Origin of the sequence: Conyzicola sp., from assembly GCF_046714715.1 — a bacterium.
GTDB lineage: Bacteria > Actinomycetota > Actinomycetes > Actinomycetales > Microbacteriaceae > Conyzicola.
This window is the reverse complement of sequence record NZ_JBKKAD010000159.1, coordinates 1-12,760: the sequence shown is the minus strand read 5'-3', so window position 1 is coordinate 12,760 and position 12,760 is coordinate 1. Positions and strand designations below refer to the sequence as shown.

Here is a 12,760-nt window from a genome sequence, read left to right as displayed (position 1 = left end):
ATGATCAACAACTACATCGCCGACGGCACCGTCTCGTTCTCCGAGGAGGCTCAGCAGAAGGCGCAGCAGGTCGTCGCCGAGCGTGACGCCGGATTCGTCGGCGCGGGCGCCGCGGGCGTGCGCTTCGTGCTCGGCACCGACGCGAACGGCAAGTTCGTGAAGTTCGGCGACCAGTACGAGGAGATCCGCATGATGGCGAAGACCTTCGAGTGGACCGCCGAGCGTGCTCTCGTGGCGGCCACCTCCGACGCCGCCGACGTGGTCGGGCTCGGCGCGAAGGTGGGAACCCTCGCCCCCGGATACGGCGCCGACTTCATCGTGATGAAGGGCCGCCCCTGGGAGGACATCGCCGACATGCGCGTCGAGAACATCGTCGCCGTCGTCTCCCGCGGCTCCGTCGTCTTCGGCCAGCTCCCCGCCTGACCCCGCTCTTCCCCCAGCACACCCACAGCACCGTGAAAGGAACCACAGTGAGCACCAAGAAATCTCGCGTCTTCCGCCTGACGGCCATGCCGGTCGCCGCCCTCGCGGCGATCAGCCTCCTCGCCGCCTGCAGTTCGGGCGCCGCAGAAAACGACGCGGCACCCCTCGAGTCGTCGAAGGACACCATCGTCTTCGCCATCAAGGAGGACCCGACCTGCCTCGACCCGCAGCTGACGTCGCTCACCACGTCGCTCAACATCGGCCGCCAGGTCGTCGACTCGCTCGTCGACCAGAACCCCGAGACCGGCGAGATCGTTCCCTGGCTCGCCGAGTCGTTCGAGACCAACGACGACCTCAGCGCCTTCACCTTCACGCTGCGTGACGACGTCACCTTCAGCGACGGAACCCCCCTCACCTCGGCCGTGGTCAAGGCCAACCTCGACTCGCTGATTGCGCTCGGCAAGACCGCGCCGCTGGCTTCGCAGTTCCTCGCGGGCTACGTGAGCACCGATGTCGTCGACGACCTGAACTTCACCGTCACCTTCAGTGCCCCGAACGCCCCGTTCCTGCAGGGCGCGTCGACCATGACGCTCGGCATCGTCTCCGAGGCCACGACCGCGCAGGCCGCGGACGTGCGCTGCACCACCGGCCCGATCGGCTCCGGTTCGTTCGTCTACGACTCGTACACCCCGAACGACTCGGTCGTCATCGTCAAGCGCGACGGCTACGACTGGGCCTCCGAGCTGCGCGAGCACACCGGCGAGGCGCTCGTCTCGACGATCGAGTTCCCGGTCATCACCGAGAACGGGGTGCGCACCGGCGGCCTCGAGTCGGGCGAGTTCGACATCATCCAGGACCTCCCGTACATCGACGAGTCGCGGTTCACCACAGACGACTACAACCTGTACGCGGCAGCGAACACCGGCGTGCCGAACAGCCTCATCCCCAACACGACCCGCCCGATCGTCGCCGACGAGGCCGTGCGCAAGGCGATGCTGCTCGGCACCGACCGCGAGGAGATCAACCTGCTCACCGGTTCGGTGAGCGGCCAGCCCGCCACGAGCGCCCTCACCAGCTCGACCTCGGGCTTCGAGAGCCAGGCCGAGGCCACCGCCTACGACCCCGACGCCGCCGAAGAACTGCTCGACGACGCCGGCTGGGAGATGGGTTCCGACGGCATCCGCGAGAAGGACGGCACCACGCTCACCGTCACGGCCACCGCGTTCTACGCGCAGGACGTTCTCGAGGCCGCGCAGATCCAGCTGAAGAAGATCGGAATCGACCTGCAGCTCAAGATGGTCACCTCCGGCGACTTCTTCGGCGCCATCGCGACCGGCGACTACGACTTCCTCGCAGCCGGCCTCACCCGCAGCGACCCCGACGCCCTGCGCGTGCTCTTCTCGCAGGCCTCGGCCGCGAAGTGGGGCATCGTCGACGACGCCGAACTCGAATCGATCCTGCTCGAGCAGGCCGCGACATCCGACACCGCCGACCGCCAGGCTCTCATCGACCAGGCCCAGGAGATCATCATCGACAAGGCCTACCTGGTACCGATGCTCGAAACCACGCAGCTGCACGCGTCGGTCTCGACCGTCTCGGGAATCACCTTCGACTCCGCTTCGCGGGTTCAGCTCTACGACGTTCGCGCGTCGGAGTAATCGAGTAGTCCAGAAAGCACAGCAGTGAAATCAGCAGGAACGTCCCCCACCCGGTTCGCCGTGGCCGTGCGCTACCTCGCGCCCAAGCTCGTGCAGTTCGCCTTCGTGATCTGGGCGACGTACACGGTGACGTTCCTGCTGATCCACCTGCTTCCCGGCGATCCGTTGCTCGCCGCCCTGTCGGTCAAGGGCGGCGACGCGACGACCACCGACCCGGCCGCGCTCGAGCTCCTCCGCGCGCAGTACGGGCTCGACGGTTCGCTCTGGGACCAGTACTGGGGCCACCTCGTCCAGGCGCTGCAGGGCAACCTCGGCGTCTCGATCGCCACCGGCCAGCCGGTGGGGGACATGATCGCCCGAGCCCTGCCGAACACGGCGGCGGTCGCCATCCTGGCGCTCGTGCTCGGCGTCGTCTCGTCGGTGATCATCACCTACTTCGCCTACGTCACGCGGTGGGGGTGGGTGCGCACCACCCTGCTGCAGATCCCGCCGCTCGGCGTCGCGATCCCCGCCTTCCTCTCCGGTCTCGTGCTCGTGAGCGTCTTCGCCTTCGGCCTCGACCTGCTGCCGTCGTCGGGAAGCCGCAACCCGCTCAGCGTGATCCTCCCCGCGGTGACCCTCGCCCTGCCGGTGGGCGCCATCTTCTTCCAGGTCTTCTCGGCCGCCGTGCTCGAGGCGATGGCGAGCCCCTACGTATTCACCGCGACGGCCAAGGGCCTCGCACCCCGCACGATCTTCCTGCGGCACGTGCTGCGCAACTCGCTGCTGCCGTCGATCACCATCCTCGGCCTGCTCATCGGCTACCTCGCAGGCGGCACCGCCGTCGTCGAGACCGTCTTCTCCCGCGACGGCATCGGCCGACTCACCGTCGACGCCGTGCTCGCCCGCGACTCCAACGTCATCCAGGGAATCATCATCGTCGTCGCCCTCGTCTACTCGGTCGTCAACCTGCTCGTCGACCTCTCCTACGGGATCATCGACCCGCGCACCCGGGCGGCGCTCAGCGGCACCGCGGTCGCCCGCGCCAAGGACGAAGCGGCGGTCGAAGCATGAGAATTCTGCGCCAGCCCGGAATCATCGTCTCCGCCGTCATCATCCTGTTCACCGTCGCGGTGATGCTCTGGCCCGCGCTCTTCGCCACCCACGACCCCTACGAGGGCGTCGCGGTCGACCGCCTGCAGGGCCCGAACGGCACCTACCTCTTCGGCACCGACCACCTCGGCCGCGACCTCTACTCGCGCGTCGTCTACGGCGCGTTCCTCTCGCTCGCCTCCGCGGGCGCCGCCGTGCTCGTGGGCGTCGTCGTCGGGGCGATCGTCGGCCTGTTCTCCGGCTTCGTCGGCGGCCGCGTCGACTTCGTGATCATGCGCTTCGTCGACGTGCTGATCGCGGTGCCGAGCATCCTGCTGGCCCTGATCGTGGTCGCGAGCCTCGGCTTCGGCCCGTGGTCGGTCGCGTTCGGCGTCGGGCTCGGTGCCACCGGCTCGTTCACCCGCATCATGCGCTCCCAGGTGGTGCGCGTGCGCAACGAGGAGTACGTCGAGGCCGCGCGAACCCTCGGCGTGCGCTGGCCGAGCATCCTGTTCTCGCACATCCTGCCCAACTCGGCGCGCCCCGTGATCGCCTACGCCGCGCTCGAACTCGGCACCGCGATCCTCGCCGTGTCGGCCCTCAGCTTCCTCGGTTTCGGCGCCCAGCCGCCCGAGCCCGAATGGGGCGCCCTCGTCTCCGCCGGCCGCGACTTCGTGTCGACCGCGTGGTGGCTCAGTGTGATCCCCGGCTTCGTGATCCTCGTGATCGTGCTCGCCGTCAACCGCCTCGCGCGAGCGATTGGAGAGAACAAATGACCGACAACCTGCTCACGGTGACCGGCCTCGCCGTCGACTACACCTCGCGCACCGGCACCACCCACGCGGTGCGCGGCGTCGACTTCGCCGTGCCGCGCGGCGCCATCGTCGCGATCGTCGGCGAGTCGGGTTCGGGAAAGAGCACCATCTCGCAGGCGATCGTGCGCAGCCTCGCCGAGGGCGGAAAGCTCGTGGGCGGCTCGATCGAGTTCGACGGCCGCGACCTCGCCCTGTTGCCCGAGCGTTCGCTCCGTGGCATCCGGGGCAGAGAGATCGGCTTCGTCCCGCAGGATCCGAGCAATTCGCTGAACCCCCTGCTGCGGGTGGGCGAGCAGATCGCCGAGACCCTGCGCCTGCATAAGAAACTGAACAGGGCGGATGCCGCGGCGGAGGCCGTGCGCATCCTCGACGAGGTCGGCATCCCGAACGCCGCGGCGCGCGCGGGGCAGTACCCGCACGAGCTCAGCGGCGGGATGAAGCAGCGCGTGCTAATCGGCATGGCGTGGGCGTGCACCCCGAAGCTCGTGATCGCCGACGAGCCGACGAGCGCGCTCGACGTGACCGTGCAGCGCCACGTGCTCGACCGTATCGAACAGCTCGCGCGCGACCACGGCACCGCGGTGCTGCTGGTCACGCACGACCTCGCCGTCGCGGCCGACCGCGCCGACCAGATCATCGTGATGCAGCGCGGGCTCGTCGTGGAGACGGGCACGGCCGCCGAGGTGCTCGGCTCGCCGAAGCACGAGTACACCCGTGAACTCGTGGCCGCGGCGCCCGGGCTGTCGAGCACGCGGCTCACCGCACGGGCCGTGAACGTGGCGAGCGAGGCGCTCACCCTCGGGTTCCGCGCGCGGCCCGCGCACCCGGCCGACACCATCCTCGAGGTCGAGCACCTCACGAAGACCTTCGTGCTGCGCAACGCCGGCGTCGCCGCGTCGTTCACCGCGGCCGACGACGTGTCGTTCCAGGTTCCGCGCGGCTCCACCTTCTCGATCGTGGGCGAGTCGGGCTCCGGCAAGACCACGACCGCCCGGATGGTCGCCCGCATCACCGCCGCCGACTCGGGAACCGTGCGCTTCGACGGCGAAGACATCACGGCGGCGAAGGGCGACGCGCTGCGCCAACTGCGCCGGCGCATCCAGGTCGTCTACCAGAACCCGTTCGGCTCGCTCGACCCGACGATGTCGGTGACCCGGATCGTGACCGAGCCGCTGCGCGCGTTCCACATCGGGTCGCGGGCGCAGCGCGCCGAGACCGCGCGAGCGTTACTGACTGCCGTGCGTCTCGACCCGGAACTGGCCGAACGCCGGCCCACCCAGCTCTCGGGCGGCCAGCGCCAGCGGGTCGCGATCGCGCGGGCCCTCGCCCTCGGCCCCGAACTGCTCGTTCTCGACGAGCCGGTCTCCGCGCTCGACGTCTCGGTGCAGGAACAGATCCTGCAACTGCTCGTCGACCTGCAGGCCGAGTTCGGGCTCAGCTACCTCTTCATCTCGCACGACCTCGGGGTGATCCGCCAGGTCTCCGACCACATCGCGGTGATGCGGCTCGGGCGCATGATCGAGCAGGGCCCAGCCCGCATCGTGATGGCGAACCCGACCGAGCAGTACACCCGCGAGCTGCTCGAAGCCATCCCCGGACGGCGGCACGCGTGACCGCTGCCTCCCGCGTCGACGAGAACACGATCCGCGCGCTGCCCAAGGCCGAGGTGCACGTGCACCTCGAGGGCGGATTCGAGCTCATCGACCTGATCGACCTCGCGAAGGCCGCGGGCGTCGCGCTCCCCGGGCCCGCCCGGTCGCTCTTCGACGTCAGCACGCACCACGCGCCCGTGCACGACGACGTCACGTCGGGCGGCGGCGCCGCGAACGGCGTCGGCGTCGGCGGGTTGAGCGGCTTCCTGCGTTTCCTCGACTGGCAGTGCTCGCTCGTCACGACCGCCGAGCAGGCGGCGCGGGTCGCCTACCGGTTCGCCGCCCGCGAGAGCGCGTCGGGCGTGCGCTACGCCGACGTCGTGGTCAACCCCACCCACTGGAACGCCTGGAACGGCCGCACCCCCGAGCTGTTCGCCGCCTTCGCCGCCGGGCTCGACGAAGCGCGGCAGGACGGCCTCGCGAGCATCGGGCTGTGCGTCTCGCTGTTGCGGTCGCAGAGCCGCTCCGAGGCCCGCGACCTCGTCGAGTGGATGACCGCCGCCCGCCCGGCCCACGTCGTCGCCCTCTCGGTCGACGGCGACGAACGCGTCTCCGGCCGCACCGGCGAGAAGTTCACCGAGGCGTTCACCCTGGCGCGCGACGCCGGATTCCACCGCACGGTGCACGCCGGGGAGTCGAGCGGCCCCGAGGGCGTCTGGGACGCCGTCGACCTGCTGCACGCCGAGCGCGTCGACCACGGGGTGCGCTCGATCGAAGACCCCGCGCTCGTGCGCCGCCTCGTCGACGACGGCATCTCGCTCGGCATCTGCCCGCGCTCGAACGTCTCGCTCGGCATCTACCCCGACTGGGCGAGCCATCCCGTCGAGCGGCTGCGCGCCGCGGGGGTGACGGTCACCGTGAACACCGACGATCCGGCCCCGCTCGGCACCCGCCTCGAGTCGGAGTGGGCGATCTGCGCCGACACCTTCGGCTGGGATCTCGCCGACCTCGGCCAGCTCGCCCACAACTCGGTGCGCGCCAGCTTCGCCGACGACGACCTGAAGAGCGGACTGCGCGCCGAGATCGACCTGTTTTTATCGGATGCCGCGGCGCCCGTTACGGCAGAATCGGCATCGTGACCACTGCGCTGCGGCCCGAGCTGCTCCCCACCCACGAGGAGCTGGCGCTGCTGCGCCGAGTCGCCATCGGCCAGGCCCCCGCCGACCTGATTGTGCGGGGCGGCCGGGTGCTCGCGGTGCACACCGGCGAGTTCCTCGAACGCGACGTCGTTGTGTCGGGCAGGCACATCGCCGCCATCACCCCGGTCGGGCACTTCGACTGCGAGAACGTGATCGACGCGACCGGCAAGCACATCGTGCCCACGTTCATCGACGCGCACCTGCACATCGAGTGGACCATGCTCACCCCCGGCGAGCTCGCCCGGGTGAGCGTTCCGCGCGGCACCACCACGGTGCTCACCGACCCCGACGGCCTCGCCAACGTCGCGGGCCTCGCCGGAATGGACTTCATGCGCACGACCGGCACGCCGCTGCGCATCTTCGAACAGGTCAGCCCCTCGACGCCGGTGAACGCCGACCTCGAGCGCGGCGGAGCCACGATCCCCGAACGGGACGTGCTCGACCGCCTCGCCGACCCGCGCTCGGTCGCGCTCGGCGAGGGCAACCCGTTCGACCTGGGCGACGTCGCCACCAACCGCTTCCGCGAGGCGCTCGTCACCGGCAAGCGCATCACGGGCCACAGCGCGCGGCAGAGCAGCGAAGGGCTCTGGGGCTACCTCGCGGCGGGCGTCGGCGACGACCACAACGCCGCGACGGTCGACGAGGTGCTCGACCGGGTGCGCCTCGGGGCCATGATCAATCTGATGAGCGGGTCGATGAACGACAACACCGTCGAGGTCTTCTCCGACCTCGAGCGGGTGCGCCCCGCGCTCGACCACATGTCGTTCTGCGCCGACGACAAGCACGTGCTCGACATCGCCACCGAGGGGCACATCGACCACCACGTGCGCCAGGCCATCGCGGCCGGTATTCCGCCGGCGCAGGCCTACCGCATAGCCACCTGGCAGCCGGCGCTGTACTACCGGCTCGACCACGTGCTCGGCTCGCTCACCCCCGGACGGCTGGCCGACCTGCAGATCATCGGCGACCTCGCGGGGGTCACACCCGAGAAGGTCGTGGTCGGCGGCCAGCTCGCCGCCGCCGAGGGCGTCCCGTTCTTCGACAACGCCGACGAGGTGCCGCGGTGGCTGCTCGATACCGTGCACGTGCCGGAGTCGTTCGACCCGGCACTGCTCGCCGTCGCGGCCCCGGGCGACACCGCGGTCGTCCAGGCCATGGAGATGTACGACGGCTACTTCAAACGGGCCTTCCACGCGACACTCCCCGTCGTCGACGGGGTAGTCCAGTCGCATCCGGCCCTCGACGTGCTGAAAATAGCCGTCGTCGACCGGCACTACGGCGACGCCCAGTGCGGCGTGGGCTTCGTGCGCGGGTTCACGCTCGCCCGCGGGGCGATCGCCGTCAGCATCAACTGCACCAACGCCAACATCGTGGCGGTCGGCGCCGACGACGCCGACATCGCCGTGGCGGTCGGCGCGCTGCGCGACCAAGGCGGCGGATTCGTCGTCGTCGACGGCGGTGCGGTCACCGCCCGGGTGGTGCTGCCCGTCGGCGGGATGATGAGCGCCGCGCCCTGGGAGGCCACGGCCGCCGCGCTGTCGGTCGCCAACGATGTGGCCTTCGACCTCGGATGTCGCATCCGCTCGCCCTTCATGGTGTTGTCGTTCGTCGGACTCGGGGTGGTGCCCGATCTGGGTCTCACCGAGCTCGGCCTCATCGACGCCACGAGCCAGAGCTTCATCGACCTGGTGCTGGCCGTCGGCCCAGGCGGGATAGCCTGCCGTTGTCCCAATCACGACTTTCCCGTACACGCCCTCATGGAGGACCAATCGTGACGATCAACCGTCCGGCCCACGTCGGCGGCCCCGCGCGCTCCGAAGACGACCGCGTTCGTGGGGGAGTGTTGCGCTACGTGCGCGAGGCGGTCGTCGCCAACGAGTCGCTGCCGGGCGAGGTCGAACTGGCGAAACGGCTCGACGTCTCGCGGCAGCAGATCCGCAACGCGCTGTCGTCGATCGAGCGCCAGGGCATCGTGCGGCGCCGGCAGGGCGCGGCCACCAGCGTCGACCCGGTCGCGCTGCGCATGAGCGTGCGTCTCGAAGAGCAGCTCGAGCACGCCGAACTGCTCGGCCGCATGGGCTACGAGGCCGCCGTCGAGGTGATCGAGTCGTCGCTCGTACCCATGCCGGAGAACATCGCGCCGCTGCTGACGCCCGATGCCGGACCCACGGCGTTCAGCGTGCTCAAGCGCTGGACCGCCGACGGTGTGCCGGCCATGGTGGCCGACAACCTCGTGGCCCTTCCGGCCGACCTGCCCGACGACCTCGGCGGCGCCGAATCGGTCTTCACGCTCGCCGAGCGCGTCTGGGGCGAGTCCATAGTCTGGGAGGTCGCGACCCCCGGCGTCGCGACACTCGACGAGCGCCGCGCGGCTCTGCTCGACCTGCCCGTCGGTTCCGCCGTGCTCACCCTCGAGATCATCGGCACCACGGTGAGCGGCCGGCGCACGTTCCACGCCTTCGAGACCCACAACCCGGCGATCGTCACCTACTCGTTCGTGCGCACGGTGCGCCCGCCCTGGAACAGCGCGTACAACGAGGCGTAGCCGCCCGCGGCCTGCTTCACGCCGACCAACAGGATGTTTTCGCCTCGACATCGCGCCGACAGGACGGTTTAGCCCGCTCGAAGGCGCCCGGTCCTGTCGGGCGACGCGGTCGCTGCCTCACGCCCCGGCAGCACGTCAGCTCGCGCGCTCGCCCAGGTCGTCGCCGGCGCCCGGCGCGTGTGCCCCGCGGGGGCCGTCGAATTCCACGGCGGTGAGCGGCTTCGCCGTGGCCTCGAGCGGAACCGCGGCGCCGAGCACCTTCGACTCGTCGAGTGCGCTCAGCTTGCGCGCCGACACGAGAACGCGCGACTCGAGCGAGTTCGCGAACTGGTTGTAGCTCGTGACCGTGGAGTCGATGCTGCGGCGCAGCTTGTCGGCGTGGTCCGACAGCGTCGACAGTCGCTGGTAGAGCTCTTTGCCCAGGTCGAACAGGGTCTTGGCCTCGTCGGTGAGCACGTCTTGCTGCCAGCTGAACGCGACGGTCTTGAGCACCGACCAGAGCGTGACGGGGGAGGCGAGCGCGACCCGCTTGCTGAACGCGTAGTCCATGATGCTCGGGTCGGCCTCCATGGCGGATGCGACGAGAGACTCGCTCGGGATGAAGGCGATCACGAGTTCGGGGCTCGCGTCGAGGCCCGCCCAGTAGGCCTTGCTCGCGAGGGTGTCGATGTGGCCGCGCACCACCCGCACGTGTTGCTTGATCAGCGCTTCGCGGCGCGCGCCCTCCTCGCCCGTGGCGGTGACGGCGATCTGGGAGGCCTCGAGAAAAGCGGTGAACGGAACCTTGGCGTCGACGGCAATGTTCTTACCGCCGGGCAGGTGGATCACCATGTCGGGCCGCCCCGAGCCGGCGTCGCTGCGCACGGACTGCTGCACGTCGAAGTCGACCCGCTCGACGAGCCCGGCCGCCTGCACGACGTTGCGCAGCTGGGTCTCGCCCCAGACGCCCCGGGTGCCGTTGTTGCGAAGCGCCGAGGCGAGCGACTCGGCGGTGCCGCGCAGGCGCTCCTCCGACTCGGTGGCGTTCTTCAGCTGCTCGCTCAGCTGGCCGTGCTGCAGGCTGCGCTGCGTCTCCAGATCGGCGACGGTCTGCTGCATCGTGCGCAGGGTCTCCTGCACGGGGGAGAGGGCCTGCAGCACGCGGTTGTCGGCGTCCCTGCCCTGTTGCGCCGCGCGCTGCTGCGCGAGCAGGTGCTCGACCTGCTCACGGAGTGCGACGGCCGTGGCATCCGAAGCGGCCGCCTCGGCCTTCAGCTCGCCGAGCACGGCGATGGTCGCGGGCGAGTTCGACCGGGCGCGCGCGACCAGCAGGCCGATGATGGCGCCGAGGATCACGCCGAGCAGCAGTCCGAGCAGCAGCGACAGTATGGGGTCCATGCGCCCAGTGTCGCACCGCCCGCCGACACCCCCGTGCCGCCCACGCGGCCGCGCGCGCTAGTTGACCGGGCCGGTCCACTTCTCGCCGGGGCCCTTGCCCACGGCGTCGGGGATGGAGGAGGCCTCGCGGAAGGCGAGCTGCACCGTGCGCAGTCCGTCGCGGAGGGCGAGGGCGTGGTGGTCGCCGAGGTCGGGGGCGCTCGCGGTGACGAGTCCGGCGAGGGCGTTGATCAGCTTGCGGGCCTCGTCGAGGTCGATCTGCGCCTCGGCGTCGGGCTCGTCGGCGAGCCCCAGCTTCACGGCCGTGGCGCTGAGCAGGTGGATGGCCACGGTGTTGATGACCTCGATCGCGGGAACCTCGCCGATATCGCGGATCTCCACGTCGGGGTCGAGGTTCGCGCCACTGTGATCGTGGCCGTCGCCGCCGTGCAGCGCCGAGCTGGAGGCGTGATCGTGGGAGTAGGGCTCGCTCATTCGGTGCATCCTTAGTCTTTTCGCGCGGCGTCTGCTATTCTTGTGCAGGCTTCGGGGCTTGCCCCGATACGAAAGTGGAGATTCTCCCACCCGTCAACCGCTTCTCAAGGTTACCGGGTAGTTACACCCCGCCGAAGTTGTGCGTCACCGCGCAGCGCAGGTAGATAAACAGGGTGTTGGCGTCGCACTAAACAGCACGCGTGATTCTTCTCTTCGTCCCTGCCCGGCATCCGCCCGGCAGAGTGGCCATCAGAAGATCTAAAGGAGTCCCGCATCAGCGATCCCCGTACTAACGACCGAATCCGCGTACCGGAGGTCCGACTCGTCGGAGCCGAAGGCGAGCAGATCGGTGTCGTTGCCATTGACGTGGCACTTCGACTTGCCCAGGAGGCCGACCTGGATTTGGTTGAGGTTGCTCCCAACTCCAAGCCCCCCGTCGCCAAGATCATGGACTACGGCAAGTTCAAGTACGAAGAGGCCCAGAAGGCCAAGGAAGCGCGCCGTAACCAGGCGAACACGATCCTCAAAGAGGTTCGTTTCCGCCTGAAGATCGACGTGCACGACTACGAGACCAAGCGCAAGCGTGCCGAGGGCTTCCTCGCCGCGGGCGACAAGGTCAAGGCAATGATCCTGTTCCGTGGCCGCGAGCAGTCGCGTCCCGACCAGGGCGTGCGCCTGCTCAAGCGTTTCGCAGAAGACGTCGCCGAGTTCGGCACCATCGAGTCGAGCCCCACGATCGATGGCCGCAACATGGTCATGGTCATCGGCCCGCTGAAGACGAAGGCGACGGCCAAGGCCGAGGCCGAGGCGCGTCGCGTCGCGAACAAGCCCGCAAAGGGCGGTTCGGATGTCACGGACGGCGACGACGAGACCGACGAGGTCTCCCCAGAACCCACTGAAAACGTGTCGGCTGACTCAGCCGGAGAAGAATCAACGAAAGAGGATAAAGATGCCTAAGCAGAAGACGCACTCGGGCGCCAAGAAGCGTTTCAAGCTCACCGGTACCGGCAAGATCAAGAAGCAGGGTGCCGGCATGCGACACAACCTCGAGGTCAAGTCGAGCAAGGTCAAGCGCAGCTTGAGCAAGGACCGACTCGTCGCACCCGCCGACGCCAAGATGATCAAGAAGCTTCTCGGCAAGTAACGCCGCCGGCCCCCAAGATTTAGGACAAGAACAATGGCAAGAGTAAAGAGAGCAGTAAACGCTCACAAGAAGCGTCGCGTCATCCTCGAGCGCGCAAAGGGCTACCGCGGACAGCGTTCGCGCCTGTACCGCAAGGCCAAGGAGCAGGTCACCCACTCCCTCGTCTACGCGTACCGCGACCGCCGCGCCCGCAAGGGTGACTTCCGTCGCCTGTGGATCCAGCGCATCAACGCCGCGTCGCGCGCGAACGGCCTCACCTACAACCGCCTCATCCAGGGACTCAACCTGGCCGGCGTTCAGGTCGACCGTCGCATCCTCGCCGACCTCGCGATCACCGAGCCGGCCACCTTCGCCGCGATCGTCGCGACGGCCAAGGCGGCACTGCCCGCCGACACGAGCGCCCCGAAGGTCAAGGCGTAACGTCTCGTATTATCCCGCCGCCGCGCTGGCGCTCCTCGTGAG

At 69.3% G+C, this 12,760-nt stretch carries 13 protein-coding genes; 11 read left to right on the top strand and 2 right to left on the bottom strand.

The genetic code is table 11. From position 1 onward, the window contains the following. From ACLQ6X_RS11960 to ACLQ6X_RS11925, 8 genes are all read left to right on the top strand, one after another. Positions 1-423 (top strand): amidohydrolase family protein (locus ACLQ6X_RS11960; RefSeq protein ID WP_411700375.1); only part of this gene is annotated, 423 nt, incomplete at its 5' end. A gap of 47 nt (positions 424-470) precedes the next feature. Continuing rightward, entirely contained in the window at positions 471-2,081 is a 1,611-nt protein-coding gene (locus ACLQ6X_RS11955) for an ABC transporter substrate-binding protein (RefSeq protein ID WP_411700374.1), read from the top strand. A 24-nt stretch (positions 2,082-2,105) separates the two neighbouring features. Next, the gene (locus ACLQ6X_RS11950; protein WP_411700373.1) at positions 2,106-3,134 is read left to right on the top strand and encodes an ABC transporter permease; all 1,029 of its coding nucleotides are present in this window, start codon (positions 2,106-2,108) and stop codon (positions 3,132-3,134) included. Continuing rightward, entirely contained in the window at positions 3,131-3,928 is a 798-nt protein-coding gene (locus tag ACLQ6X_RS11945) for an ABC transporter permease (protein WP_411700372.1), read from the top strand. The genes ACLQ6X_RS11950 and ACLQ6X_RS11945 overlap by 4 nt, the downstream gene beginning before the upstream one ends. After that, positions 3,925-5,580 (top strand): dipeptide ABC transporter ATP-binding protein, encoded by a 1,656-nt coding sequence (locus tag ACLQ6X_RS11940; RefSeq protein ID WP_411700371.1) that lies wholly within the window; start codon positions 3,925-3,927, stop codon positions 5,578-5,580. The genes ACLQ6X_RS11945 and ACLQ6X_RS11940 overlap by 4 nt, the downstream gene beginning before the upstream one ends. Next, positions 5,577-6,698 (top strand): adenosine deaminase, encoded by a 1,122-nt coding sequence (add, locus tag ACLQ6X_RS11935; protein WP_411700370.1) that lies wholly within the window; start codon positions 5,577-5,579, stop codon positions 6,696-6,698. The genes ACLQ6X_RS11940 and add overlap by 4 nt, the downstream gene beginning before the upstream one ends. Next, on the top strand, positions 6,695-8,533 hold the full coding sequence (locus ACLQ6X_RS11930; protein ID WP_411700369.1) for an adenine deaminase C-terminal domain-containing protein: 1,839 nt from the start codon (positions 6,695-6,697) through the stop codon (positions 8,531-8,533). Before add ends, ACLQ6X_RS11930 begins: the two co-directional genes overlap by 4 nt. Then, positions 8,530-9,303, top strand: a complete 774-nt coding sequence (locus tag ACLQ6X_RS11925; RefSeq protein ID WP_411700368.1) for a GntR family transcriptional regulator — start codon at positions 8,530-8,532, stop codon at positions 9,301-9,303. The genes ACLQ6X_RS11930 and ACLQ6X_RS11925 overlap by 4 nt, the downstream gene beginning before the upstream one ends. Before the next feature lie 135 nt (positions 9,304-9,438). On the opposite strand, the gene ACLQ6X_RS11920 is transcribed toward ACLQ6X_RS11925, so the two are convergent. Both ACLQ6X_RS11920 and ACLQ6X_RS11915 read right to left on the bottom strand, forming a co-directional pair. Then, positions 9,439-10,680 carry a DNA recombination protein RmuC gene (locus tag ACLQ6X_RS11920; RefSeq protein WP_411700367.1) on the bottom strand — a complete coding sequence of 414 codons (1,242 nt, stop codon included), beginning with the start codon at positions 10,678-10,680 and terminating at the stop codon, positions 9,439-9,441. A 57-nt stretch (positions 10,681-10,737) separates the two neighbouring features. Beyond that, complete coding sequence (locus ACLQ6X_RS11915) at positions 10,738-11,154, bottom strand: DUF1844 domain-containing protein (protein ID WP_411700366.1); 417 nt, start codon at positions 11,152-11,154, stop codon at positions 10,738-10,740. Between the two features lie 228 nt (positions 11,155-11,382). Between ACLQ6X_RS11915 and infC the strand changes: the two genes are divergently transcribed. Genes infC through rplT form a run of 3 tightly spaced genes read left to right on the top strand, consistent with a single transcriptional unit; the run spans position 11,383 to position 12,718 of the window. After that, a complete protein-coding gene (infC, locus tag ACLQ6X_RS11910) occupies positions 11,383-12,111 on the top strand; it encodes a translation initiation factor IF-3 (protein WP_411700376.1) in 729 nt (242 codons plus the stop codon). Beyond that, positions 12,104-12,298, top strand: coding sequence for a 50S ribosomal protein L35 (gene rpmI / locus ACLQ6X_RS11905; RefSeq protein WP_188511795.1), 195 nt, complete (start codon positions 12,104-12,106; stop codon positions 12,296-12,298). The genes infC and rpmI overlap by 8 nt, the downstream gene beginning before the upstream one ends. Positions 12,299-12,331: 33 nt before the next feature. Beyond that, positions 12,332-12,718: a 50S ribosomal protein L20 gene (gene rplT, locus ACLQ6X_RS11900; protein ID WP_188511796.1), complete on the top strand. Its 387-nt coding sequence runs from the start codon at positions 12,332-12,334 to the stop codon at positions 12,716-12,718. Positions 12,719-12,760: the final 42 nt, after the last annotated feature.

Bases quoted from the DNA above. Each gene is read 5' to 3' on its own strand.
- ACLQ6X_RS11945 (WP_411700372.1), top strand. From the start codon at position 3,131: ATGAGAATTCTGCGCCAGCCCGGAATCATCGTCTCCGCCGTCATCATC.
- ACLQ6X_RS11940 (WP_411700371.1), top strand. From the start codon at position 3,925: ATGACCGACAACCTGCTCACGGTGACCGGCCTCGCCGTCGACTACACC.
- ACLQ6X_RS11920 (WP_411700367.1), bottom strand. From the start codon at position 10,680: ATGGACCCCATACTGTCGCTGCTGCTCGGACTGCTGCTCGGCGTGATC.
- ACLQ6X_RS11915 (WP_411700366.1), bottom strand. From the start codon at position 11,154: ATGAGCGAGCCCTACTCCCACGATCACGCCTCCAGCTCGGCGCTGCAC.
- rpmI (WP_188511795.1), top strand. From the start codon at position 12,104: ATGCCTAAGCAGAAGACGCACTCGGGCGCCAAGAAGCGTTTCAAGCTC.
- rplT (WP_188511796.1), top strand. From the start codon at position 12,332: ATGGCAAGAGTAAAGAGAGCAGTAAACGCTCACAAGAAGCGTCGCGTC.